The sequence below is a fragment of the Phycicoccus duodecadis genome (genome assembly GCF_002846495.1).
Classification (GTDB): domain Bacteria; phylum Actinomycetota; class Actinomycetes; order Actinomycetales; family Dermatophilaceae; genus Phycicoccus; species Phycicoccus duodecadis.
In genome coordinates, this window is sequence record NZ_PJNE01000001.1 from 312,370 (window position 1) to 333,657 (window position 21,288).

Annotated in this window: 19 protein-coding genes and 3 tRNA genes; 8 read left to right on the top strand and 14 right to left on the bottom strand. The window is 75.0% G+C overall.

What is annotated here, in order from left to right; translation table 11 throughout:
• Positions 1–12 precede the first annotated feature (12 nt).
• The 4 genes from ATL31_RS01475 to ATL31_RS01490 all read right to left on the bottom strand — a co-directional run bounded on the left by ATL31_RS01475 (position 13) and on the right by ATL31_RS01490 (position 3,922).
• Complete coding sequence (locus ATL31_RS01475) at positions 13–1,212, bottom strand: zinc-dependent alcohol dehydrogenase (RefSeq protein ID WP_101394208.1); 1,200 nt, start codon at positions 1,210–1,212, stop codon at positions 13–15.
• Between the two features lie 75 nt (positions 1,213–1,287).
• Positions 1,288–2,136 carry a glucose 1-dehydrogenase gene (locus ATL31_RS01480; RefSeq protein ID WP_101394209.1) on the bottom strand — a complete coding sequence of 283 codons (849 nt, stop codon included), beginning with the start codon at positions 2,134–2,136 and terminating at the stop codon, positions 1,288–1,290.
• Positions 2,137–2,172: 36 nt separating this feature from the next.
• A complete protein-coding gene (locus ATL31_RS01485; protein WP_101394210.1) occupies positions 2,173–3,165 on the bottom strand; it encodes an SDR family NAD(P)-dependent oxidoreductase in 993 nt (330 codons plus the stop codon).
• Between the two features lie 34 nt (positions 3,166–3,199).
• Positions 3,200–3,922, bottom strand: coding sequence for a GAF and ANTAR domain-containing protein (locus ATL31_RS01490; protein WP_143598270.1), 723 nt, complete (start codon positions 3,920–3,922; stop codon positions 3,200–3,202).
• A gap of 228 nt (positions 3,923–4,150) precedes the next feature.
• Between ATL31_RS01490 and ATL31_RS01495 the strand changes: the two genes are divergently transcribed.
• The 5 genes from ATL31_RS01495 to ATL31_RS01515 all read left to right on the top strand — a co-directional run bounded on the left by ATL31_RS01495 (position 4,151) and on the right by ATL31_RS01515 (position 8,766).
• Complete coding sequence (locus tag ATL31_RS01495; RefSeq protein ID WP_101394212.1) at positions 4,151–5,128, top strand: universal stress protein; 978 nt, start codon at positions 4,151–4,153, stop codon at positions 5,126–5,128.
• Positions 5,129–5,195: 67 nt separating this feature from the next.
• Positions 5,196–5,756 carry a hypothetical protein gene (locus tag ATL31_RS01500; protein WP_101394213.1) on the top strand — a complete coding sequence of 187 codons (561 nt, stop codon included), beginning with the start codon at positions 5,196–5,198 and terminating at the stop codon, positions 5,754–5,756.
• 7 nt (positions 5,757–5,763) lie between these two features.
• Positions 5,764–6,222, top strand: a complete 459-nt coding sequence (locus ATL31_RS01505) for a universal stress protein (protein WP_101394214.1) — start codon at positions 5,764–5,766, stop codon at positions 6,220–6,222.
• Positions 6,223–6,231: 9 nt separating this feature from the next.
• Positions 6,232–7,995 (top strand): GAF domain-containing sensor histidine kinase, encoded by a 1,764-nt coding sequence (locus ATL31_RS01510; protein ID WP_101394215.1) that lies wholly within the window; start codon positions 6,232–6,234, stop codon positions 7,993–7,995.
• Positions 7,996–8,091: 96 nt separating this feature from the next.
• Positions 8,092–8,766 (top strand): response regulator, encoded by a 675-nt coding sequence (locus ATL31_RS01515; protein WP_101394216.1) that lies wholly within the window; start codon positions 8,092–8,094, stop codon positions 8,764–8,766.
• A 39-nt stretch (positions 8,767–8,805) separates the two neighbouring features.
• Here ATL31_RS01515 and ATL31_RS01520 read toward each other — a convergent pair whose 3' ends face one another.
• The 5 genes from ATL31_RS01520 to ATL31_RS01540 form a co-directional block, all read right to left on the bottom strand.
• On the bottom strand, positions 8,806–9,423 hold the full coding sequence (locus tag ATL31_RS01520) for a phosphatase PAP2 family protein (RefSeq protein ID WP_101394217.1): 618 nt from the start codon (positions 9,421–9,423) through the stop codon (positions 8,806–8,808).
• A 134-nt stretch (positions 9,424–9,557) separates the two neighbouring features.
• Positions 9,558–9,632, bottom strand: a tRNA-Val gene (locus ATL31_RS01525).
• 17 nt (positions 9,633–9,649) lie between these two features.
• Positions 9,650–9,720, bottom strand: a tRNA-Cys gene (locus ATL31_RS01530).
• A gap of 23 nt (positions 9,721–9,743) precedes the next feature.
• Positions 9,744–9,816: transfer RNA gene (locus tag ATL31_RS01535), tRNA-Gly, on the bottom strand.
• A gap of 110 nt (positions 9,817–9,926) precedes the next feature.
• Positions 9,927–11,066 (bottom strand): YihY/virulence factor BrkB family protein, encoded by a 1,140-nt coding sequence (locus ATL31_RS01540; protein WP_101394218.1) that lies wholly within the window; start codon positions 11,064–11,066, stop codon positions 9,927–9,929.
• A gap of 32 nt (positions 11,067–11,098) precedes the next feature.
• On the opposite strand from ATL31_RS01540, the gene ATL31_RS01545 reads away from it, so the two are divergent.
• Positions 11,099–12,751, top strand: coding sequence for an acyl-CoA dehydrogenase family protein (locus tag ATL31_RS01545; protein WP_101394219.1), 1,653 nt, complete (start codon positions 11,099–11,101; stop codon positions 12,749–12,751).
• Between the two features lie 35 nt (positions 12,752–12,786).
• On the opposite strand, the gene ATL31_RS01550 is transcribed toward ATL31_RS01545, so the two are convergent.
• Complete coding sequence (locus ATL31_RS01550; protein ID WP_101394220.1) at positions 12,787–13,809, bottom strand: polyphosphate kinase 2 family protein; 1,023 nt, start codon at positions 13,807–13,809, stop codon at positions 12,787–12,789.
• 39 nt (positions 13,810–13,848) lie between these two features.
• Here ATL31_RS01550 and ATL31_RS01555 point away from each other — a divergent pair, with 39 nt between their 5' ends.
• On the top strand, positions 13,849–14,592 hold the full coding sequence (locus tag ATL31_RS01555) for a dihydrofolate reductase family protein (protein WP_101394221.1): 744 nt from the start codon (positions 13,849–13,851) through the stop codon (positions 14,590–14,592).
• 464 nt (positions 14,593–15,056) lie between these two features.
• Here the strand turns inward: ATL31_RS01555 and ATL31_RS01560 are convergent, their stop codons facing one another.
• Together ATL31_RS01560 and ATL31_RS01565 are read right to left on the bottom strand one after the other, a co-directional pair.
• The gene (locus ATL31_RS01560) at positions 15,057–16,235 is read right to left on the bottom strand and encodes an alpha/beta hydrolase family protein (protein ID WP_101397124.1); all 1,179 of its coding nucleotides are present in this window, start codon (positions 16,233–16,235) and stop codon (positions 15,057–15,059) included.
• 13 nt (positions 16,236–16,248) lie between these two features.
• Positions 16,249–18,417 (bottom strand): ATP-dependent DNA ligase, encoded by a 2,169-nt coding sequence (locus tag ATL31_RS01565; RefSeq protein ID WP_101394222.1) that lies wholly within the window; start codon positions 18,415–18,417, stop codon positions 16,249–16,251.
• Between the two features lie 143 nt (positions 18,418–18,560).
• Here ATL31_RS01565 and msrB point away from each other — a divergent pair, with 143 nt between their 5' ends.
• On the top strand, positions 18,561–18,992 hold the full coding sequence (gene msrB, locus ATL31_RS01570; protein WP_425440317.1) for a peptide-methionine (R)-S-oxide reductase MsrB: 432 nt from the start codon (positions 18,561–18,563) through the stop codon (positions 18,990–18,992).
• Between the two features lie 30 nt (positions 18,993–19,022).
• Here the strand turns inward: msrB and hemQ are convergent, their stop codons facing one another.
• Together hemQ and hemG are read right to left on the bottom strand one after the other, a co-directional pair.
• Complete coding sequence (hemQ, locus tag ATL31_RS01575) at positions 19,023–19,751, bottom strand: hydrogen peroxide-dependent heme synthase (RefSeq protein ID WP_101394224.1); 729 nt, start codon at positions 19,749–19,751, stop codon at positions 19,023–19,025.
• Positions 19,748–21,217: a protoporphyrinogen oxidase gene (gene hemG, locus ATL31_RS01580; protein WP_101394225.1), complete on the bottom strand. Its 1,470-nt coding sequence runs from the start codon at positions 21,215–21,217 to the stop codon at positions 19,748–19,750. Before hemG ends, hemQ begins: the two co-directional genes overlap by 4 nt.
• Positions 21,218–21,288: the final 71 nt, after the last annotated feature.

The following is a 21,288-nucleotide window of genomic DNA, read 5'->3' on the forward strand; positions in this document are numbered from 1 at the left end:
CGGCGTGGGCGCTCACGCGGGCCGGATCCCGCCGGGCTTCAGCACGACCTTGACCATGCCGTCCTCCTTGGCCCGGAAGGTGGCATAGGCCTCGGGCGCGTCCTCGAGACTCATGCGGTGGGTGGCGAAGCCGTCGACGCCCAGCGGGTCGTCGTCGGTGAGCAGCGGCAGGATGTCGGGCACCCAGCGCTTGACGTTGGCCTGTCCCATCCGGATCTGCACCTGCTTGTCGAACAGCGTCATCATGGGCATCGGGTCGGTCATCCCACCGTAGACCCCGCTGAGCGAGACCGTGCCACCGCGCCGCACCGCGTCGATCGCCGAGTACAGCGCAGCGAGGCGGTCGATGCCGACCCGGGTCATGATCGGCCGGGTCAGCGCCGAAGGCAGGGCCTCGATGATCTTGTGCGACAGCTTCGCCGCCCCCGAGCCGTGCGCCTCCATCCCGACGGCGTCGACCACGGCGTCGGCCCCGCGGCCGGACGTGAGCTCGCGGACCGCGTCACCGACGTCGTCGACCTCGCGCAGGTCGAGCGTCTCGACGCCGCGCGCCCGGGCGCGGGCCAGCCGCGCGTCGACCAGGTCGACGCCGATGACCCGGCGCACGCCGCGCTGCTGCGCGATGCGGCACGCCATGTCGCCGATGGGGCCGAGGCCGAGCACCAGGAGCGTGCCGTCGGGCCCGGGGTCGGCGTACGCCACGCCCTGCCAGGCCGTGGGCAGCACGTCCGACAGGTAGACGAAGCGCTCGTCGGGGGGCCCGTCGGGGACCTTCACGTGGGTGTAGCCGGCGTGGGGCACCCGCAGGTACTCGGCCTGCCCGCCCGGCACCGAGCCGTAGAGCTCGGAGTAGCCGAACAGCGCTGCGCCGGTGCCCTGCTCGCGGACCTGGGTCGCCTCACACTGGCTCTGCAGCCCGCGTTCGCACATCCAGCAGCGGCCGCAGCACACCTGGAACGGGATGACGACGCGGTCGCCGACCGCGAGGTCGCCCACGTCGGTACCGACCTCCTCGACGACCCCCATCGCCTCGTGCCCGAGCACGTCACCGGGCCGCATGAAGGCGCCCAGGGGCTCGTAGAGATGCAGGTCGGAGCCGCAGATGTTGGTGCTCGTGACCCGGATGACCGCGTCGGTGGGCTGCTCGATGCGGGGGTCGGGGACGTCCTCGACCCGCACGTCCTTGGTCCCTTGCCACGTCACTGCTCGCACGGTCTACCTCCTGGTGGGTCCTTTCGGTGAGGGACCCCTACCCCCAGCGGTCCCGACGCACACCCGGCGGGCGGCTCAGAACACCGGCTTGCCGCCGGTCACGCCCAGGACGCTGCCGGAGACGTAGCTCGCCTCCTCGGAGGCCAGGAAGACGAAGGCCGCGGCGACCTCGACCGGCTGGCCGACCCGGCCCAGGGGTGTGTCGGACCCGAAGCCCTCGACCTTGTCGGGGCTCATCGTCGCCGGGATCAGCGGGGTCCACACCGGCCCGGGAGCCACCGCGTTGACCCGCACGCCGCGCGGCCCGAGGTCCTGCGCCAGGTTCACCACCAGGTTCGTGAGCGCCGCCTTCGAGGCGGCGTAGTCGAGCAGGTGCTCGCTCGGCTGGTAGGCCTGCACGGAGGTCGTGACCACGACGTTGCCCCCTGACTCCTCGAGGTCGCCGGCGAGCTCGCTGACCAGCCAGAAGGTCGAGAAGACGTTGGTGGCGAAGGTCCGCTCGACCTGCTCGGGCGGGAAGTCCTCGAGGCGGTCGTGGGTCATCTGGTAGGCCGCGTTGCAGACCAGCACGTCCAGGCCGCCCAGGCGCTCGCGCACCTCGTCCGCCAGCGCGTGCACGGCGTCGTGGGTGCGCAGGTCGGCGACGACGGCGTCGGCGCTCCCCCCGGCCGCACGCACGGCCTCGACCGTCTGGCGGGCGTCGTCGGCCTCCTCGGCCAGGTGGGTGATGACGACCCGCGCCCCCTCCTGCGCGAACGTCAGGGCCACCGCCCGGCCGATGCCCGAGTCGCCGCCGGTGACCAGCGCGCGCCGGCCGGCCAGGCGGCTCCGCCCGGTCCACGAGGTCTCCCCGTGGTCGGGCGCCGGGTGCAGCGCGTCGGTCCGCCCCGGCCACTCCTGCTGCTGTCGGGGGATGTCGGTCATGGTCGGCTCCTGCGGTCGGGGACGTGGACCTGTGTGTTACCCCGGCTCGTGGGCCCCAACCGGGTCGGGCTCGTTCTGGCGCCGGGCCGCACGGCGCCCGAGGGTGGCCAGGGCCGTCACCGCCCTCGGGGCGGTGCGCTCGAGAGCGGCGCCGTCGGTGGCCGGGGCGTCGCGGCGCCACCAGTCCCGCCGGGGGCTCGTGCCCGGGAGGAGCCGCGCACCCAGCCCCAGGGCCCGCACCGTGGTGGCCGGCGCCAGGCCGTGGACGCGGCGCACGACGCCCACCACCGGCGAGGCCGTCACGGTGACCCGCCCGGCGAGCACCCCGTCGATGATGCGGCGGGCGGCGCGCTCCACGGGCACGGTCAGCACCGGGAGCGAGGCGGCCAGCGAGAACCACGCGTGGTCGGCCTGCTCGGCCCCGCTGAACCGCGCCGCCCGGTGGCCTCCCGTCCGCATCAGCCACGGGGTCACGGCCGTCACGGTGACGCCCGTGCCCGAGAGCTCGGCGGCCAGCCCCTCCGCGAGCCCGACGGCGGCGAACTTCGCCACCGAGTAGGGCAGCAGGCGCGGCACGGCCACGAGGCCACCGACGGAGGAGACCACCCCGATGCGGCCGTGCCCCTGGGCCCGCATGGCGGGCAGCACCGCCAGGCTCAGGTGGACCGGCCCCCAGAGCATGGTGTCGACCGCCTCGTGCAGGTGGCCCAGGGTGACACCGTCGAGGGCGCCGACCTGGATGGTCCCGGCCACGTGGAAGGCGGCGTCCAGCCGGCCCTCGTCGGCCAGCACCAGGTCGACCACCCGGGACACGGCGTCGGCGTCGGAGACGTCGGCCACATGGGTGAGCGCCCGGCCCGGGCCGGAGCCGAACGCGGCGCGCCGCAGGGTGTCGGCGTCACGCGCGAGGACGTGCACCCGCCAGCCCCGACCCACCAGCTGACGCGCGATCTCGAGGCCCAGCCCCCGGGAGGCACCCGCGACGATGGCGACCGGTGCGCTGGCGGTGTCGGGGTCGAAGGCGTCCATACCCTCTGCTACCCCTCCGGGCCGCGCAGCAACCTCAGGTGCTCTCGATGCCGCGGTCACGGGACGACGTGAAGGTGAGACCTCGCGAGAGCACCTGACGGGCGGTGCGCTCGACGCTCTGCTCGTGCGCGTAGGCGTGGGCCCGGATGAGGGCGAGGGCCTCGTCCTCGGGGACGTGCAGCTGGAAGACCACCATGCCGGTGGCGCGGTGGACCTCGGCACGCTCGGACCACGGTCCGTTGCGCGGGTCGGGCTCGGCGGGGCCCTCGGCGACCAGGGCCGCGATCAGCAGGCGGGCCACGGCCTCGGCCTCCCCGAGGTCGATCTCGGTCTCGGCGCCCCGGCGGTACACGGTCAGGACGCCCAGCACGACGTCACCGTGCACGAGCGGGACGGCATGGACCGTCACCGGGGCCAGGTCGGTCAGGCCCTCCCCGTCGAGCATGGGCCACCGCGGGTCGAGCCCGGTGCCGGGTCCCGGCAGGTCGAGCCGGGTGTAGTGCCCGCTGCGGAAGGCCTCCGCTCCCGGCCCCTGGCCGACGACGTCCTGCACCTGCTCGATGGCCAGGGCGGCCGCGTCGGTCGTACACAGGGTGACCCGCTCGGGCTCGGTGTAGGCCAGGGTCACGGCCCCTCCGTCGCCGTGCAGGACCTGGGTCGCGGCCCGGCAGAGCCGGATCGGGAGCGGCACCCCACGGTCCGCCCCGTGGGCCGCGCTGCGCCTCATCCGCGTCCTCACGTCGTCGAGGTCTGCCACGGCGCGTCCCCCTCGGTCTCCGACGGTCACCCTCCCGTCCGGCGGGGCCATCCCTCCACTACCCCGAGGGGCGGCCGATATCCGCGTGCGGCCTCGCGGCCTCGGGGCGGGGCGGCGGGCTCGCGCCGGGCCGGGCGCGGCGGCCCCACCGCGGGCGGGACCAATGGCCCTGTGTCACCGGCCGGTCCGGGCGCAGGCTCGAGGCGAAGCCCACCCCAGGAGTCCGCCATGAACAGCACCCTCCGACCCATCGTCGTCGGCGTCGACCTCGCCGGTTCCAGCGAGCCGGCCCTGGAGTGGGCCGCCGCCGAGGCCGCGCGGCGCGGCCGACCCCTGCGCATCCTGCACGCCTACCCGCCGCCCACGTACCCCTCCACCGGTGCGGGGCTCCTCCCCGGCGGGACCGTGGTCACCCTGGGCGAGGAGCTGCGGAAAGCTGCCGTGGCCGAGGTCGCCGACTGCGCCGTCCGGGTCCGCGTCGCCCACCCCGACCTGGAGGTGCAGACCTTCACGCACTGCGGCCCGGCGGCCGCGACCCTCCTCGAGGCCTCCCGGCACGCCGAGACCGTCGTGCTCGGGTCCCGCGGGCTCAGCACCGTGGCCGGCATCGTCCTCGGCTCGGTGTCGACGCCGGTGTGCGCCCGGTCGGTCGCCCCCGTCGTGGTCGTGCGCTACAGCCCCCACGCCGCCCCCGACGCGCCGGTGGTCGTCGGCGTCGACGGCTCCGGGACCTCGCGGGCCGCGCTGGCCTTCGCCGCGGCGCAGGCGTCCTCGCGTCGCGTCGGCCTCACCGTGGTGCACACCTGGAGGGTCGACGGGACCGAGGGCGACGGGTCGAGCCTCGGCTGGTCCACCGGCTGGGGCCGCCTCCCGGAGGAGGAGGAGGCCGTCCTGGCCGAGGCCGTCGCCGGGCTCGGCGAGCAGTTCCCGGACGTCGTGGTCCACCGCGAGGTCGTGAGCGACTACACCGCCGACGCGCTCGAGCGCCTGAGCCGCGACGCCTGCCTCCTGGTGGTGGGCACCCACGGGCGGGGCACGGTCTCCGGATGGCTGCGGGGCTCGGTCTCCCAGGCGGTGCTGCGCGCCGCGCCCTGCCCGGTCGCCGTCGTGCATCCCGCGCCCGACGAGGACGACCACGTCGGTGGCGACCCGCCCGGCAGCATCGAGCCCGCCGTGCCTGCCAGCCCGGCGCACGACTCCGCCTGAGCCACCCACCGCGCGGGCCGCACCCGCGCCCGCGACCCCGACGACCCTTCGAGACCAGGAGAACACCATGACCCTCACCCGCCCCCCGGCCGCCGCCGCCGCCGGCCACGCCACCCGCATCCCCGACGAGACCGACGAGTACGGCACGGCCCACCGCTGGGTGCTCGGCGTGCTGCGCCTCGGGCTCGGCTGGATCTTCCTGTGGGCCTTCCTCGACAAGCTGCTCGGCCTCGGCCACGACACCCCGTCGAAGGGGGCGTGGGTCTCGGGCGGCCACCCGACCCTGGGGTTCCTGAAGAACGCCACGGAGGGCCCCTTCGCCGACACCTACCGCAGCATCGCCGGGGCGCCCTGGGCCGACTCGCTGTTCATGGTCGGGCTGGCGGGCATCGGAGTCGCCCTCATGGCCGGGGTGGCCATGCGGCTCGCGGCCGCCTCGGGCAGCCTCCTGCTGGTCCTGATGTGGAGCGCGGTCCTGCCCCCGGCCAACAACCCGTTCCTGGACGACCACCTGATCTACGCGGTCACCCTCGTCGCGCTGGCCCTCCTCGGGGCGGGACACCCGCTCGGTCTGGGCCGCGCCTGGGAGCGTCTCCCCCTCGTCCGCCGCCACGCGTTCCTCCGCTGACCCCGCCATGCCCATCCATCCCGTACCGCGCTCCCCGGGCCAGTCGGCGCCGGACCGCGGCTCCGACGTCGTGGCCGGTCTCGTGCACGACGGCCACACGACGGCGGTCGCCGAGGCCGCCGTGCGCGAGGCGGCTCGCCGCGGCAGCCGGGTCCGCTTCCTCCAGGTGCTGCCCCGCGGCCTCAGCGAGGAGGCGCACGCCAACGTCGAGACCGCCCTGTTCCGGATCGCCGTCGACGCCCTGCGCGCCGCGCCCCACCTGGCCTGCACCTTCGAGTCCGTCGTGGGCACCCCCGCCGAGACCCTGGTCGAGGAGACCCGGCGCGCCGACCTCCTCGTCCTCGGAGCCGACGACCCCGAGGCCGCGGTACGGGTCGCCGACCACTGCCGGGCCCACTGCGTCTGCGAGGTCCTGGTCGTGACCGACGCCGGGTCGGGCCGTTCGCAGGTCGCCGTGAGGGCCTAGGCTCAGGGGGTGACAGGCCCGGACGAGCCGACCCCGCCCCATCCGGGCTGGCTCAGCACCACCGCGCTCGACCTGGACGACCTCCTGGACGAGCTCCGGAGCCGCGCGCAGGCGTCGAGCCGGTCCCAGCAGCGGCTCGGCGCCCTTCTCGACGCCGTCATGGCCATCACGGCCGGCCTGGACCTGTCCGACGTGCTCACCCGGATCGTCGCCTGCGCGTGCGACCTGGTCGACGCCACCTACGGAGCGCTCGGGGTGCTCGGCCCCGACGGCGAGCACCTCGTGGAGTTCGTGACCCATGGGTTGACCGCGGCCCAGCGCGACGCCATCGGCGACCTGCCCCGCGGGCACGGCATCCTCGGCCTGCTGATCCGCGAGCCGCATCCCCTGCGCCTGGACACCCTGGCCGACCACCCCGCGTCGTACGGGTTCCCGGCGAACCACCCGCCGATGGCCAGCTTCATGGGCACGCCGGTCCGCATCCGCGAGCAGGTCTTCGGCAACCTCTACCTGACCGAGAAGGTCGGCGGGGCGCCCTTCACCGACGAGGACGAGTCGATCCTGGAGGCGCTCGCGGCCGCCGCCGGCATCGCCATCGACAACGCCCGGCTGTACGAGCGCACCATCCGCCAGCGGCAGTGGATGGAGGCCACGGGCGAGGTCAGCCAGATGCTGCTGGAGGGCCACGACGAGGCGGCCGCCATGGGCTACCTGGCGGGCCGGACCCGGGTGCTGTCACGGGCCGACCTCGTGGTGGTCGCCCTCCAGGACGGCGACGGTCGCCTGGTGGTGCAGGCCATCGACACCGAGGCGTCGGCCGGGAGCGCCGTCGACGGCCTGCCCCGCGGGACGGGGCCGACGCTCGACGACCCGCGCTGGCCACACCTGCTCGACGCCGGCGCGCCGCTGCTGCTCCTCACCCGGGTCGGGGACCCCGCCGACGCCACGCTGGCAGCCGGCGTGCGCGCACTCGGCCCGGTGGGCGACCACGGGCCCACCGCGCTGGTGCCCGTCCACCTGGGCCCGGACGTCATCGGGGTGCTGGGCGTCGCATGGCCCCCCGACGCCGAGCCGGTCGTCGGTCACCTGGTCGAGCTCCTGTCTCCCCTGGCCCACCAGGTGGCCCTGGCCCTGGTCGCCGCTCGCAACCAGCACGCGCGGGGCCAGCTGGCCCTCCTCGAGGAGCGCGAGCGGATCGCCCGCGACATGCACGACCACGTCATCCAGCGGCTGTTCGCCACCGGGCTGTCGCTGCAGGCCACCTCGCGGGTGGCGGGCTCGGCCACCGTACGGACCCGCCTCGACGACGCGGTCGAGGCGCTGGACGAGGCGATCAAGGACATCCGGCACACCATCTTCGAGCTGCACCGCCAGAACGCCCCCTCCGACCTGCGCCGCGAGGTCGAGGACCTCGTCCACGCCGCCCAGGACAGCCTGGGCTTCTCCCCCGGTCTCACCGTCGACGACGGGCTGTCCTCCCTCCCGGTGGAGCTCGAGGCCGACCTGGTCGCGGTCGTGCGCGAGGCGCTCGCGAACGTCTCCCGGCACGCGCAGGCCACCGCGGTGCAGGTGTCGGTCACCACCGGGGACACGGTCACCGTCACGGTCGCCGATGACGGGGTCGGCGTGGACCCGCAGGCCCCGGTCAGCGGGTTGGCGAACCTGCGCGCCCGCGCCGAACGGCACGGCGGCACGCTGGCGCTGGGTGCGCGCTCGCCGCACGGGACCGTGCTCACCTGGACGGCCGGGCTCCCTCCCCCCGGGGCGGGCTGAGGCCGGCCTGCCCGCCGCCGACCAGGACCAACGACACTGGTGGGCGGCCGCCGTCCACATCATCCTGGAAGCCCACGCCACCGAGGAAGCGAGCCCATGCAGCCCGACGACAGCGCCACGATCCGCGTGTTCCTGGTCGACGACCACGAGATCGTCCGGCGGGGACTGCGCGAGCTGCTCGAGACCGTGCCGGAGCTCGAGGTGGTCGGGGAGGCCGGTACCGCGGCGGAGGCCCTGGCCCGCATCCCCGCGACCCGCCCGGACGTCGCGATCTTCGACGCCCGCCTGCCCGACGGGTCGGGGATCGACGTGTGCCGCGAGATCCGGTCACGGTTTCCGTCCACGAAGGCCCTCATCCTCACGTCCTTCGACGACGAGCGCGCCCTCTCGAGCGCAGTCCTCGCAGGGGCGGCCGGCTACCTGCTCAAGGACATCAAGGGCAACGGCCTCATCGAGGCGATCCGGGCCGTCGCGGCGGGTCGGCAGCTGCTCAGCCCGGCCGACGTCGAGCGCGCGCGCCGCAGCTGGGCTCGCGAGACCCGCACCGACCCGCGCCTGGAACGCCTCTCGCCGCAGGAGCGTCGCGTCCTGGACCACATCGCCCGGGGCATGACCAACCGCGAGATCGGCCTGGCCCTGTCGCTGGCCGAGAAGACGGTCAAGAACTACGTCACGGCGGTGCTGGGCAAGCTCGGGATGGAGAGCCGCACCCAGGCGGCGGTGTTCGCCGCCACCCATCCGCCGGCCCAGGAGGGTCCCACGTCCCGCTGAGGCCCCGGTTCGCTCGGTGCGTCCCTCCGCGTCCCTCCCTCAGCCGGCCACCGGCGTGCGGCCCTCGAGGCCGCCGGTGAACACCCGCCGGACGCCGGGCCGGTCACGCAGCCAGCCGGCGAGCGCGGTCAGGGGCTCGCGCAGCAGCAGCCAGCCGACACCCGACACCGCCGCGCCGAGGACGAGGCCCGCGACGACGTCCTGCGGGTAGTGCGCCCCGACGTAGACGCGGGCGAAGGCGAGCACCAGCGCGGCCCCGACCGCCCAGCGGCCGATCCGCGGCGCCGCGAGCAGGAGGCCGACCGCCATCGCGCCGGCCATGGTGGCGTGGTCCGAGGGGAACGACACGTCGCTGGTGCGCGGCACGAGGAGCAGGGCGCCGGGGTGGGTCAGGTACGGCCGCGGCTCACCCGCCAGCGCCCCCAGCGGCTGGTTCACCGCGACCGCGACGACGGTGCCGAGCGCCGCCCATCCCGCGGCCGCCAGGGCCCGGTCCGAGCCCCGCCGGGCGGCGACCAGCGCCCACAGGGCCAGGGCCGCGAACACGACGACGCCGTACACGGCGACGGCGACGCCCGCGCCGTGCAGCCACGGGGTGGCACGGGCGAGCTCCTGGACGGCGCGGTAGGCGCTCTCGTCGGGGGCGGGGGTGGGCATGGTGGGGCGGCTCCGTCCGTGGGGGGTGACGCACCACTCTGTGACACGGACCTGTGCCGGACCTGTGCGCACGGCCGAGGCGCGGCATGCGAACGGCCCCCTGCCGCAGGTGCGGGCCGGGGGCCGAGTCGTGCTGGTGGGCGATACTGGGATCGAACCAGTGACCTCTTCCGTGTCAGGGAAGCGCGCTACCGCTGCGCCAATCGCCCGTGAGGGGTACTACTCGAGGTGGAGACGGGATTTGAACCCGTGTACGCGGCTTTGCAGGCCGCTGCCTCGCCTCTCGGCCACTCCACCGTTGGGGGGCGGCTAACCCTCCGAGCGGATGACCGGGTTCGAACCGGCGACCTCAACCTTGGCAAGGTTGCGCTCTACCAACTGAGCTACATCCGCGCGCGTGGAGCGGGGATTTCCCATCCGAGAACCCCGCTTCGCGTGCTCCGAGACAGTATCCGATCCGCGCGGGGAACTCCAAACCGGCACACCCTCGCCGGGGCCACCGCTCAGCGGTCGGACTCGCCGCTCCCGACGGCCTCGCGCTCCGGGCCCGGCCGGCGGGTCGCTCCGGCGTTCGCCAAGGGGGTCAGCGGGCGGCTGGCGGCATCGCGCAGGGAGCGCAGGTCGAGCTCGTCGCGCAGGGTCTCGGACTGGGCGTAGCCCTCGAACGGGTCCTGCCAGCCGGGTTCCGGCACCACGCCGGCGCGCCGCTCGCGTACGTCACGGGCCCAGGCGGCGAAGCGGGTGTGCAGCGCCCGGCGCTCCTCGTGCGGCCACATCTCGCGCACGGCGGCGTTGAGAGCGGCCCCGATGAGCACGGCGATGGCCAGGGCGTACAGCCAGATCATCAGCACGATGGGCGCCGACAGCGGGCCGTAGATCGACGTCCCGCCGAGCGAGGCCGCGATGCTGCCACGGACGAAGAACGAGGCCAGCGCCCAGATGACCAGGGTCAGGACCGCGCCCGGGACGTCGCGGGTCCAGGGCGAGCGGCGTGGCGTCGACACGTGGTAGAGGCTGGTGAGGCCGCCGACGCTCAGCAGGGTGACCAGCGGCCAGTACAGCGCGACCAGCCACTCCCACGGACCGGGGAGGAAGCCGCGGATGAGGGTGGGCCCGAGCAGCACCAGGGGGATGGTGACGATCCCGAGCAGCAGCGCCAGCACGTAGAGCGAGAACGACAGGGCACGGGTCTGCACGATGCCGCGCACCCCCGACTGGCCGTACATGATCGAGATGGTGTCGACCACGACGTTCAGCGCCCGCGAGCCCGACCACAGCGAGAGCAGGAAGCCGATCGAGAGCAGGTCGGCGCGCCCGCCCCGGAAGACGTCGTCGACGGTGGGGCCGAGGACGGTCTCGATGACCTGCGAGGTCAGGAACCGCGAGGCGTACTCGAGGATGGCGTCGCGCACGTCGACGACGTTCTCGCGCCCGACCATGTTGCCGAGATAGCCGAGGCCGCCGAACAGCCCCAGGACCAGCGGGGGCAGCGAGAGCAGCGCGAAGAACCCCGCCTCGGACGCGAGCCCGGTGACGCGGTAGCGCAGGCAGATCCGGGTGGTCACGACGGTCAGGCGGGCGACGGTGATCGCCCCCGGAACCTTCGCGACGACCCGGCGCACCCGCCGTTTCGCGTCCGTCATGCGCCCCACGGTATCCGCCGTAGCCTGGGCCGATGCGCACCCACGACGTGACGAACCAGGTTCCGCCGCTGGGTGAGCGCGACCTCCTCGCGTCCGACCCGGGCCTGGTCGCGGCCGTCGAGCGCTGGGTCACGCCGCAGGACGCCACCGAGGCCGCCGCCCTGGCCGGCCTCGGCACCCGGGCCGGGCGCGCCGAGAGCCGGCAGTGGGCCGACCAGGTCGACGGCGCGCCCCCCGTGCTCCGCACCCACGCCCCCACCGGCGAGCGGCTCGACGAGGTCGAGTACCACCCCGCCTACCACCGGCTGATGGAGGTGGCCGTGGGCGCCGGTCTCACCGCCGAGCCCTGGACCCGCCCAGCGGGCACCGGGGCCCACGCGCGCCGGGCCGCCGGCTTCGTGCTGTGGTCGCAGGTGGAGGCGGGGCACCTGTGCCCGGTGTCGATGACCTACGCGGCCGCTCCGGCGCTGGCCGCCGAGCCCGAGGTGGCGGCCCGCTGGGTGCCCGGGCTGGCGTCGCGCACCTACGAGCCCGGCCTGCGGCCGGCCGCCCGCAAGGCCGGCCTGACGCTCGGGATGGGGATGACCGAGAAGCAGGGCGGCTCCGACGTGCGCGCCAACACCACCCGGGCCGTGCGGGTGCCCGGCGGCCCGCTCGCCGGTGACACCCACCGGCTGACCGGCCACAAGTGGTTCTGCTCGGCGCCGATGAGCGACGGCTTCCTCGTCCTGGCCCGGGCGGAGGGCGGCCTCACCTGCTTCCTGCTCCCCCGGGTCCTCGACGACGGCGCGCGCAACGACATCCGGCTGCAGCGGCTCAAGGACAAGCTCGGCAACCGCGCGAACGCCTCGTCCGAGATCGAGCTCGACGGCGCCTGGGCCGTGCGCGTGGGCGACGAGGGGCGCGGCGTGCGCACCATCCTCGACATGGTCACCGCCACCCGGCTCGACTGCGTCCTGGGCTCGGCGGCCACGATGCGCGCGGCCCTCGTGCGGGCCGTGCACCACGCGCGGCACCGGCACGCCTTCGGGGCGCTCCTGGTCGACCAGCCGCTGATGCGCAACGTCCTCACCGACCTGGCGCTGGAGTCCGAGGCGGCCACGCTGCTCGGGATGCGGCTCGCCCACGCCGTCGACGCGGGCGAGCGCGACCTCGTGCGGCTCGGGGTGGCGGTCGGCAAGTTCTGGGTCTGCAAGCGCACGGCACCGATGGTGGCCGAGGCGCTGGAGTGCCTGGGCGGCAACGGCTACGTCGAGGAGAACGGGCTGGCGCGGCTCTACCGCGAGGCGCCGCTGAACTCGGTGTGGGAGGGCTCGGGCAACGTCGCCGCCCTCGACGTCCTGCGCGCCGTCGCCCGGGAGCCCGCCTCCCTCGATGCCCTGCTGGCCGAGCTCGAGCCGGCGCGTGGGCACTCCGCCGCCTTCGACGCGGCCGTCGAGGCGTGCGCCGCGGTGGGGGTGGCCGCCCGCTCCGACGATGCCCCGTGGGCAGCGCGCCGGATGGTCGAGCAGCTCGCGGTCACGTTCCAGGCGGCACTGCTGGTGCGCCACTCCCCCGGCCCGGTGGCCGACGCCTTCGTGGCCTCCCGGCTCGGCGGCGACCACGGCGTCACCTTCGGCACGCTCGGGGGCTCCCTGGCCCCCGCAGCGGCGGTGCCGGTGCTCGCGCAGGTCGTGCCCGCCTGAGCCCGGTCGTCCCGGCGGGTCAGGGGGTCATGGGGTCACGGGGTCAGGGCGAGGCGCTCGCGCTCGGCCTCCACGTCGAAGTCGGCCGCGGGCCACTGCGGGTCCATCCGCTCGAGGGCCTCGAGCAGCAGGTTGGTGACGGCCAGCCGGGCGTACCACTTGCGGTCCGCGGGCACGACGTGCCACGGCGCGGCGTCGGTCGAGCACCGCTCCAGCGCCACCTGGTAGGCCTCCATGTAGTCGGCCCAGTGGCTGCGCTCGTCGACGTCGCTGGGGTTGTACTTCCAGTACTTGTCGCCGCGCTCGAGCCGCTCGGTGAGGCGCGACTTCTGCTCGTCGCTCGACACGTGCAGCATCACCTTCACCACCGTGGTGCCGGCGTCGACGACGCCCTGCTCGAAGCGGTTGATCTGGCTGTAGCGCCGCCCCCACGTCGCGGGCGGCACGAGGTCGTGGACCCGCACGATGAGCACGTCCTCGTAGTGCGAGCGGTCGAACACGCCGATCTGCCCCGCCGCCGGCAGCGCGTTGCGGATGCGCCACAGGAACGGGTGCCGGCGCTCCTCGGGGCTGGGGGCCTTGAACGAGGTGATGTGCACCCCCTGGGGGTCGACGGCTCCGACGACGTGGCGCATGATGCCGCCCTTGCCGGAGGTGTCCATGCCCTGGATGACGAGCAGGACCGAGCGGCGCCCGCCGCCCTTGGACTCGGCGAACAGCCGCTCCTGGAGGTCGCCGAGCCGCTGCTGGAGCTCGCCCATCACCTCGGCGGCCTCGGCCTTCTTGCCGTCGAAGCCGGGCGTCGACGCGGTGTCGATCTCGGCCAGGCTGAACCCGGGGTGGACGCGCAGCAGCCCCGACCACGAGGCCACCTCGACGGCGTCGTCGTGTCGGGCCTTGCGGGCCTCGGCCTTGGCGGCGCGGGCCTTGTCGGCGGCCTTGCCCCGGAGGGGCGCCGCCTTCACGGTGCCCTTGCCCCGGGCGGTGGGCGCGTCCTTGCCCCCGCCCTTGCCCTTGGTGTCGCCGGACTTCGTCGTCTTCTTCGCACCCTTGCCCATGTCGGCATCCTGTCAGAGACGCACTGCGAGGATGCCCGGGTGCGCATCCTCCTCGACCCCCGCCGCCCGGCCTCCCCCGGCGCCACCGTCTCGGCCACCGAGCTGGTCGACCTCTACGCGCCCCCGCCGCGGGGGCGCTGGGTGCGCGCCAACATGGTGAGCACGGTCGACGGCTCGGCGACGGGGGCCGACGGCCGCAGCGGGTCGGTCAACACGCGCGCCGACCACCGGGTCTTCGGGATCCTGCGCGACCACGCCGACGCCGTCCTGGCCGGGGCGGGCACCATGCGCAACGAGGGCTACCGCCGGGTGGCACCCACGCGGCGCTCCCCGGTGCCGGCCACGCTGGTGGCCGTCACCCGGAGTGGGCGGGTGCCCGAGGGGCTGCGCACCCCTGCGGAGGGGCGCGGGCCCGGGGTGCTCGTCACGTGCGCCGCCGCCGGCGAGCAGGCGCTCGCGCGGGCGCGGTCGGTGCTGGGCGAGGAGTCGGTGCTGGTCTGCGGTGACGACGAGGTCGACCTGGCGGCGGCGGTCGACCGGCTCGCCGAGCGCGGGCTGCGGCACGTGCTGGTCGAAGGCGGCCCCTCCCTGCTGGGCAGCGCCCTGGCGGCCGGGGTCGTCGACGAGATGGCCGTGACGATCGCGCCCCTCGTCGTCGGCGGCGACGGCCCGCGCATCGTCGGGGGCGCCCCGCTGGCGGCGCCCGAGGGGGTGACGGCCACCCCACGGCTGCTCCTCACCGAGGCGGGGACGCTGCTCGGCCTCTGGCGCATCGAGCACTGAGGCCAGGCTCGGGCCGAGCGCCGGGTCACCCCCCCTTACGCCGGACGTCCAGATGCTCCCGATCCCGAGCACACGACGAGGTGCTCCTCCCAGCCCTGATCTCGGTGCACCTGAACGGGCGCTCCCGCTCCCGCACACCGGACCTGCCGCTCCCTCCCCAACCCGATCTCGGAGCACCTGGACGGGTGCTCCGAGATCGTGAGCTGGGCCGACGGGACGGGCCTGCTCCACATCCGGGAGCAACCGAGAGCCGCGGCCGACACCCGCCTGCCGCGACCGCTCCACATCCGGGAGCAACCGAGAGCCGCGGCCGACACCCGCCTGCCGCGACCGCTCCACATCCGGGAGCAACCGAGAGCCGCGGCCGACACCCGCCTGCCGCGACCGCTCCACATCCGGGAGCATCCGAGAGGCGCGCCCGCGGCCCGGATCCCGGAGCATCCGGACGTGCGGGCGCGACCCCCTCAGCCGGCGGCGAAGTCGCCGACCAGGCGCTCCCAGCGCTGCGGGTCGGTGTTCCACTCCTTGCAGTGCCGGGCCACCCGCCACTCCTCGAAGGTCACGAGGTCAGGCCGCGCATGGGCGAGCGCGAGGGAGGGGCCGAACGGCACGAACTCGTCGTCGGCACTGTGGATGAGCAGCACCCGGTGCCTCAGCTCGTCGGCCCGGCGCACCCAGTCGGTGAGCGCGAGGTCGACCCCCTCGTGCACCCCCACCAGCCGGTGCCCCCACCGCTGACGCATCATGGTGCGGGCCAGCGAGCCGACCGGCCGCGGCACGTGGTGCTGACGGGCGTGGTGGGCCAGCACGTCGCCCCAGTCGACCACCGGGCCGTCGAGCACCACCCGGCTCACCAGACCGGCCCGCTCCGATCGGTCGAGGAGCTGCAGGGCGATCGCCCCACCCATCGACCACCCTCCCAGCAGCACGTCACGGGCTCCGCGCCCGACCGCGTAGGCGATGGCGGCGTCGATGTCGCGCCACTCCGAGAGCCCCAGGGCGTAGCGGCCGTCGTCGCCGCCGGGCACGCCCTCGTCGTTGCGGTAGCTGGGCACCAGGCAGGTCCAACCCTGGGCCAGCAGGGGTGGCAGCGCGCGCACCGCCTCCTCGCGCCGGGCCCCGCGGCCGTGCACCAGCACCGCCCAGCGCTCGCCAGGGCCACCCTCGGGCGCGACAACCCAGGCCGGCATCGCGCCCAGCTCGCCCTCGTACGTCACGTACTTCATCGGCAGCCCGAGGCTGACATCGGGCGCCGCGCCGTAGTAGTAGCCGTTCCAGCGGGCCGGCCCGGGGCCGAGCGAGCCGGCGTCGACGCCGAGCAGCTCCCGGCGCACCAGCCCGGCCGCGGCGTCGAGCTCGAGCACCTCGCCGATTCGGCAGTGGCCGTGGCCCTCGTCGGTCCAGAGCCCGTAGCGCCCGGGCACGACCGTCTCGGCGTTGGTCTCGAGCGTGACCGAGCGCCCGTCGGCGGCCCGGATGACGACGTCGTCGGGGCGGCGGCGGTCGGGGGTGAGCACCTTGCGCGCGAAGTACGCAGCCCCGGCGAGCGAGCCCGCGGCCGTGCCGACCAGGGTGGTGGCGCCGACCGAGGCACCCGCCACCGCGGCCACCCGCGCCCGGCTGCGCGCCCTCCCGTCGCTCACGCCGCCGCGCCCGTCAGCCACGGCGGTCGTCGAGCACGGCCGACAGGTCGTACCCCACCGGCTCGTCGAGCTGCTCGTAGGTGCAGTCGGCGGGGTCCTTGTCGGGGCGCCACCGCACGAACTGCGCGGTGTGCCGGAACCGCACGCCCTCGAGGTGGTCGTAGCGCACCTCGACCACCCGCTCGGGCCGCAGCGGCGTGAACGACAGGTCCTTGCCGGCCGCCCACCGGCTGCCCGCGGCGTTCTGGGGGGTGCGGTTGCCCTCCTCCTGCTTCGCCCAGGCCCACGGGTGGTGGTCGAACTCGGCGACCAGCGGCTGCAGCTCCTCGAAGAGCTCGCGGCGCCGCGCCATCGGGAAGGCGCCGATGACCCCGACCGACACCAGCGTCCCGTCGCGGTCGTGGATGCCGAGCAGCAGGCTGCCGATGGCGTCGGGGCCGCTCTTGTGGGTGCGGTAGCCCGCGACCACGCAGTCGGCGGTGCGCTCGTGCTTGATCTTCAGCATCGTGCGCTTGTCGGGCTCGTAGGTGCCGTCGACCGGCTTGGCCACCAGCCCGTCGAGCCCGGCGCCCTCGAACTCGGTGAACCACTCCGCGGCGACCGCCGGGTCGGCGGTGGCGGGGGTCAGGTGGATCGGAGCCCGCGCGTCGGCCAGCGCCTCCTCGAGCAGCCGGCGTCGCTCGGCGAACGGGCGGCCCATCAGGTCGTCGTCGCCCAGGGCCAGCAGGTCGAACGCCACGAACCGGGCCGGGGTCTCGGCCGAGAGCTTCGCGACCCGGCTGGCCGCGGGATGGATGCGCTGGCTGAGCAGGTCGAAGTCGAGCCGGTCCTCGCCGGGGCGCACGACGATGATCTCGCCGTCCACCACGCAGCGCTCGGGCAGGCTCGCCAGGGCCGCCTCGACGACCTCGGGGAAGTAGCGCGTCATCGGCTTCTCGTTGCGGCTGCCGATCTCGACCCGCTCGCCCGAGCGGAACACGATGGAGCGGAACCCGTCCCACTTCGGCTCGTAGACGACCTCGACGTCGGTGAGGGCCTTGGCGTCGAGGCCCTTGACCGGCTTCGCCAGCATCGGGGCCACGGGCGGCACCACCGGCATCCCCCACTCGTCACGCGCGGCGGCGTCACGCTCCGCCTTGGGCGCCATGTACTCGTCGTCGCCCTTGTCCTGGCGGCGCTTCGAGGGCTGCACGCGCGGCGGCTCGCCGGGCATCTTGGGGTAGTCGGGCGGGAAGCTCAGCTCGCCCAGCCCGCGCTCCTGCACGTCGCGGTCCCACAGCGCGAGGGCGGTCGCCACATCGCCCACGGCGTCGTCGATGCCGGCCCACGCGTCCTCGCGGTCCTCGAGCACGTCGGGGACCGTCAGGACGGTGAAGTCGCCGGGCGCCACGGTGGCGAGCTCGGCCCAGGTGACGGGCATCGACACCGGGGCGCCGGGCAGCGGGCGCGGGCTGTAGGCGGACGCGATGGTGCGGTCGCGGCAGGCCTGGTTGAAGTCGACGAAGACCCGTTCGCCGCGCTCCTCCTTCCACCACGACGAGGTGACGAGGTCGGGCAGGCGGCGCTCGAGCTCGCGGGCGATGCCGATGACGCCGTGCCGCACGTCGAGGAACTCGTGCGTCGGCGCGATGCGGGTGAAGACGTGCACGCCGCGGTTGCCGCTGGTCTTGGCCCAGGCGGTGAGGCCCAGCTCGGCCATCAGCTCGCGCAGCGCCTGCGCCGCCTCGACGGCGTCGGCGAACGTGCGGCCCGGCTGCGGGTCGAGGTCGATACGCAGCTCGTCGGGGTTGTCGTTGTCCCCCGTGCGGACCGGCCAGGGGTGGAAGGTGACGGTGTTCATCTGCACCGCCCAGACGGCGGTCGCGACCTCGTCGACGACGATCTGGTCGTGGCGGCGCCCACTGGGGTACCGGCAGCGGGTGGTGCGGACCCAGTCGGGCATCCCCTGGGGCGGGTTCTTCTGGTAGAACTCCTCACCGTCGATGCCGTCGGGGAAGCGCTGCAGGGTGACCGGGCGGTCGCCGATGTGGCGCACCAGCACGTCGCCGACCGCCATCACGTACCCCGCGAGGTCGCCCTTGGTGATGCCGGCGTCGGGCCACATCAGCCGGTCGGGGCTGCTGAGGCGGACCTCCCGGACCCCGCCCGGACCCTCGACCTCGACGATCTGCGCATCGGCCATGGCGCCGAGCGTAGCCAGACGCGCCGACGGGCGGGCCCGAGGCGGCCTCGGCCCGGTCCCGCACACCGCCGGCGGAGGGGGCGCGACATCCGGTCCAGGGCGGGAACCATCCGCGCATCCACGGTGTTGGCACCGGTATGACGATGAAGCCGACCAGCCGCGAGTACCCCGTCACCAAGTCCGAGACCGAGTGGCGCGAGGCCCTCTCGCCCGCCGAGTACGACGTGCTGCGCCAGGCCGGCACGGAGCGCCCCTTCGTCGGCGAGTACACCGACACGACCACCGAGGGCGTCTACTCGTGCCGCGCGTGCGGCGCCGAGCTGTTCCGCTCCGACACCAAGTTCGAGAGCCACTGCGGGTGGCCGTCGTTCTTCAGCCCGCTGGCCGGTGACGCCGTCGAGCTCATCGAGGACCGCTCGATGTTCATGAAGCGCATCGAGGTGCGGTGCTCGAGCTGCGGCAGCCACCTCGGTCACGTCTTCGAGGGCGAGGGCTACGACACGCCCACCGACCAGCGCTACTGCATCAACTCGATCAGCCTGCGCCTGGAGCCCGCGAGCGGCCCGACCGCCTGACCGCCTGACACCTGCGCGGGCCGGGGCCGTTCAGCGCAGGCGCGCCACCAGGTCGGCGACGGCCACCCGCGGGCCGGTGTAGAACGGCACCTCCTCGCGCACGTGCCGGCGCGCCTGCGAGGCGCGCAGCTCGCGCATGAGGTCGACGATGCGGTACAGCTCCTCGGCCTCGAAGGCGAGGATCCACTCGTAGTCGCCGAGCGCGAACGAGGCGATCGTGTTGGCCCGCACGTCGGGGTACTCGCGCGCCTGCATCCCGTGCTCGACGAGCATGTCGCGGCGCTCCTTGTCGTCGAGCAGGTACCAGTCGTAGGAGCGCACGAACGGGTAGACGCACACGTACGCGCCGGGCTCCTCGGAGGCCATGAAGGCCGGGATGTGGCTCTTGTTGAACTCGGCCGGGCGGTGCAGCGCGGCCACCGACCAGACCGGGTCGAGGTGCTGGCCGAACTCGGTGCGCAGCAGGGCGTGGTACCCCGCCTGCAGGGCCTCGATGGTGGGTGCGTGCCACCACACCATCAGGTCGGCGTCGGCCCGCAGCCCCGCGACGTCGTAGGTGCCGCGCACCACCACCTCCTGAGCGCCCAGCGACGTGAACAGCTCCTCGACCTCGGCGGCCATCGCCTCGCGGTCGCCGTCGGCCAGCGGCTCGGCCAGCGCGAACACCGACCACATCGCGTAGCGGATCGTGTCGTTGATCTCGCGGATGCGGGCCGCTCCGGGCTTGGTGGGGGCGGGGCGCTCGGTGGGGGTGGTCATCGGTTCTCTCCTCGGAGTGCGGTGGAACGGCTCAGGTGGTCGGTGACGGAGCGGGCGGCGCGGGCGGCGGAGGCGACGACGGCCGGGATGCCGACGCCGTCGTAGGTGGCGCCGGCGACCTCGAGGCCGGGCACGCCGGCGAGGTCGTCGCGGATGCCGGTCACGCGCTCGACGTGCCCGACGGCGTACTGCGGCAGCGCACCGCCCCAGCGCTGCACGTGGTGGTCGGCCACCGGCGGCAGCGGCCGCCCGAGGGCCTCGCCCACCTCGGCGACGGCCAGGGCCACGAGGTCGGCGTCGTCGCGCTGCAGCACCGACTCCTCTCCCGCCCGGCCGAGCGAGGCGCGCAGGTGGACGACATCCCCCGAGAGGCCGCCCACCCAGGCCCACTTGCTGAAGCTGAAGGTGGCGGCCTTGACCGCGCGGCCGTCGACCGGCGGCACGAGGAAGCCCGAGCCCCGCGCCGCCTCGGGCGCCGCGGGTCCGTCGAGGGCATCGGCCCCGTCACGCCGGACGGCCAGCGTCACGACGGCCATCGAGGCCGTCTCGACGCCGGCCAGCGCGGCCGCGGCCACGGGTGCGACCCCGGCCAGCAGGCGGGCCGCGGGCGCCGGGGGGACGGCCACGACGACCGCGTCGGCGTCGACGGTCACGGGGTCGGCCGCGGAGCCGACGACGACCCGCCACCGGCCGTCGACCGGCTCTACGCCCCGCACCACGGCGCCGGTGCGCAGCAGGGCGCCCCGCGCCCGCAGCGCCTCGACCGCAGCCTCGGGGATGCGCCCCAGGCCGCCCCGCACACCGGCGAACGGTGGCCGGGGGGCGCCGTCGGGGCCGGTCGCACGTGCTGGGGGCGCGGCCAGGAGCGAGGTGCCGTCGACGGCCCGCTGCCAGAGCGCCGGCATCGTCGCCCGCAGCGACAGGCGGTGGGCGTGCCCGGCGTAGACCCCGCCGAGCAGCGGCTCGACGAGCCGGTCGACCACGGCCGGCCCGAGCCGGGCCGCCACGTAATCGCCCACGGACACGTCGGCGGTCAGCGGCCCACCGGGCCAGGGCTGCTCGTCGGCCGCGCGGGCCACCTCGTCGTCGGTGAGGACGCCGCGGGCCCGCTCGGGGTCGGACGGCACGCCCATCAGGGTCGCGGTCGGCAGAGGGTGGAGGGCACCGCGGGTCCACACCCGGGCGGACGTCGTCGCGGGGGTGACCAGGTCCTCGCCCAGGCCGAGGCGGTGCACCAGGTCGACGGCCTCGGGCCGGGTGGCCAGCATCGACTCGGCCCCGACGTCGATCCGCAGCCCCGCCACGGGCTCCAGACGGAGCTTGCCACCGAAGCGGTCACCCGCCTCGAGGACGGTCACGTGGGTGTCGGGCCGGGTGTCGAGCACCTCGAGTGCGGCCACCAGGCCGGCCAGGCCGCCACCGACGACGACGACGTGCGGTCGCGTCGCGACGGGGGCATCGGACATGCCTCCAGCGTCTCACGCGCCCCCCGCGCGCCCGACGCCGGGACGGCCGCCGCCGAGCGTGACCGGATCGG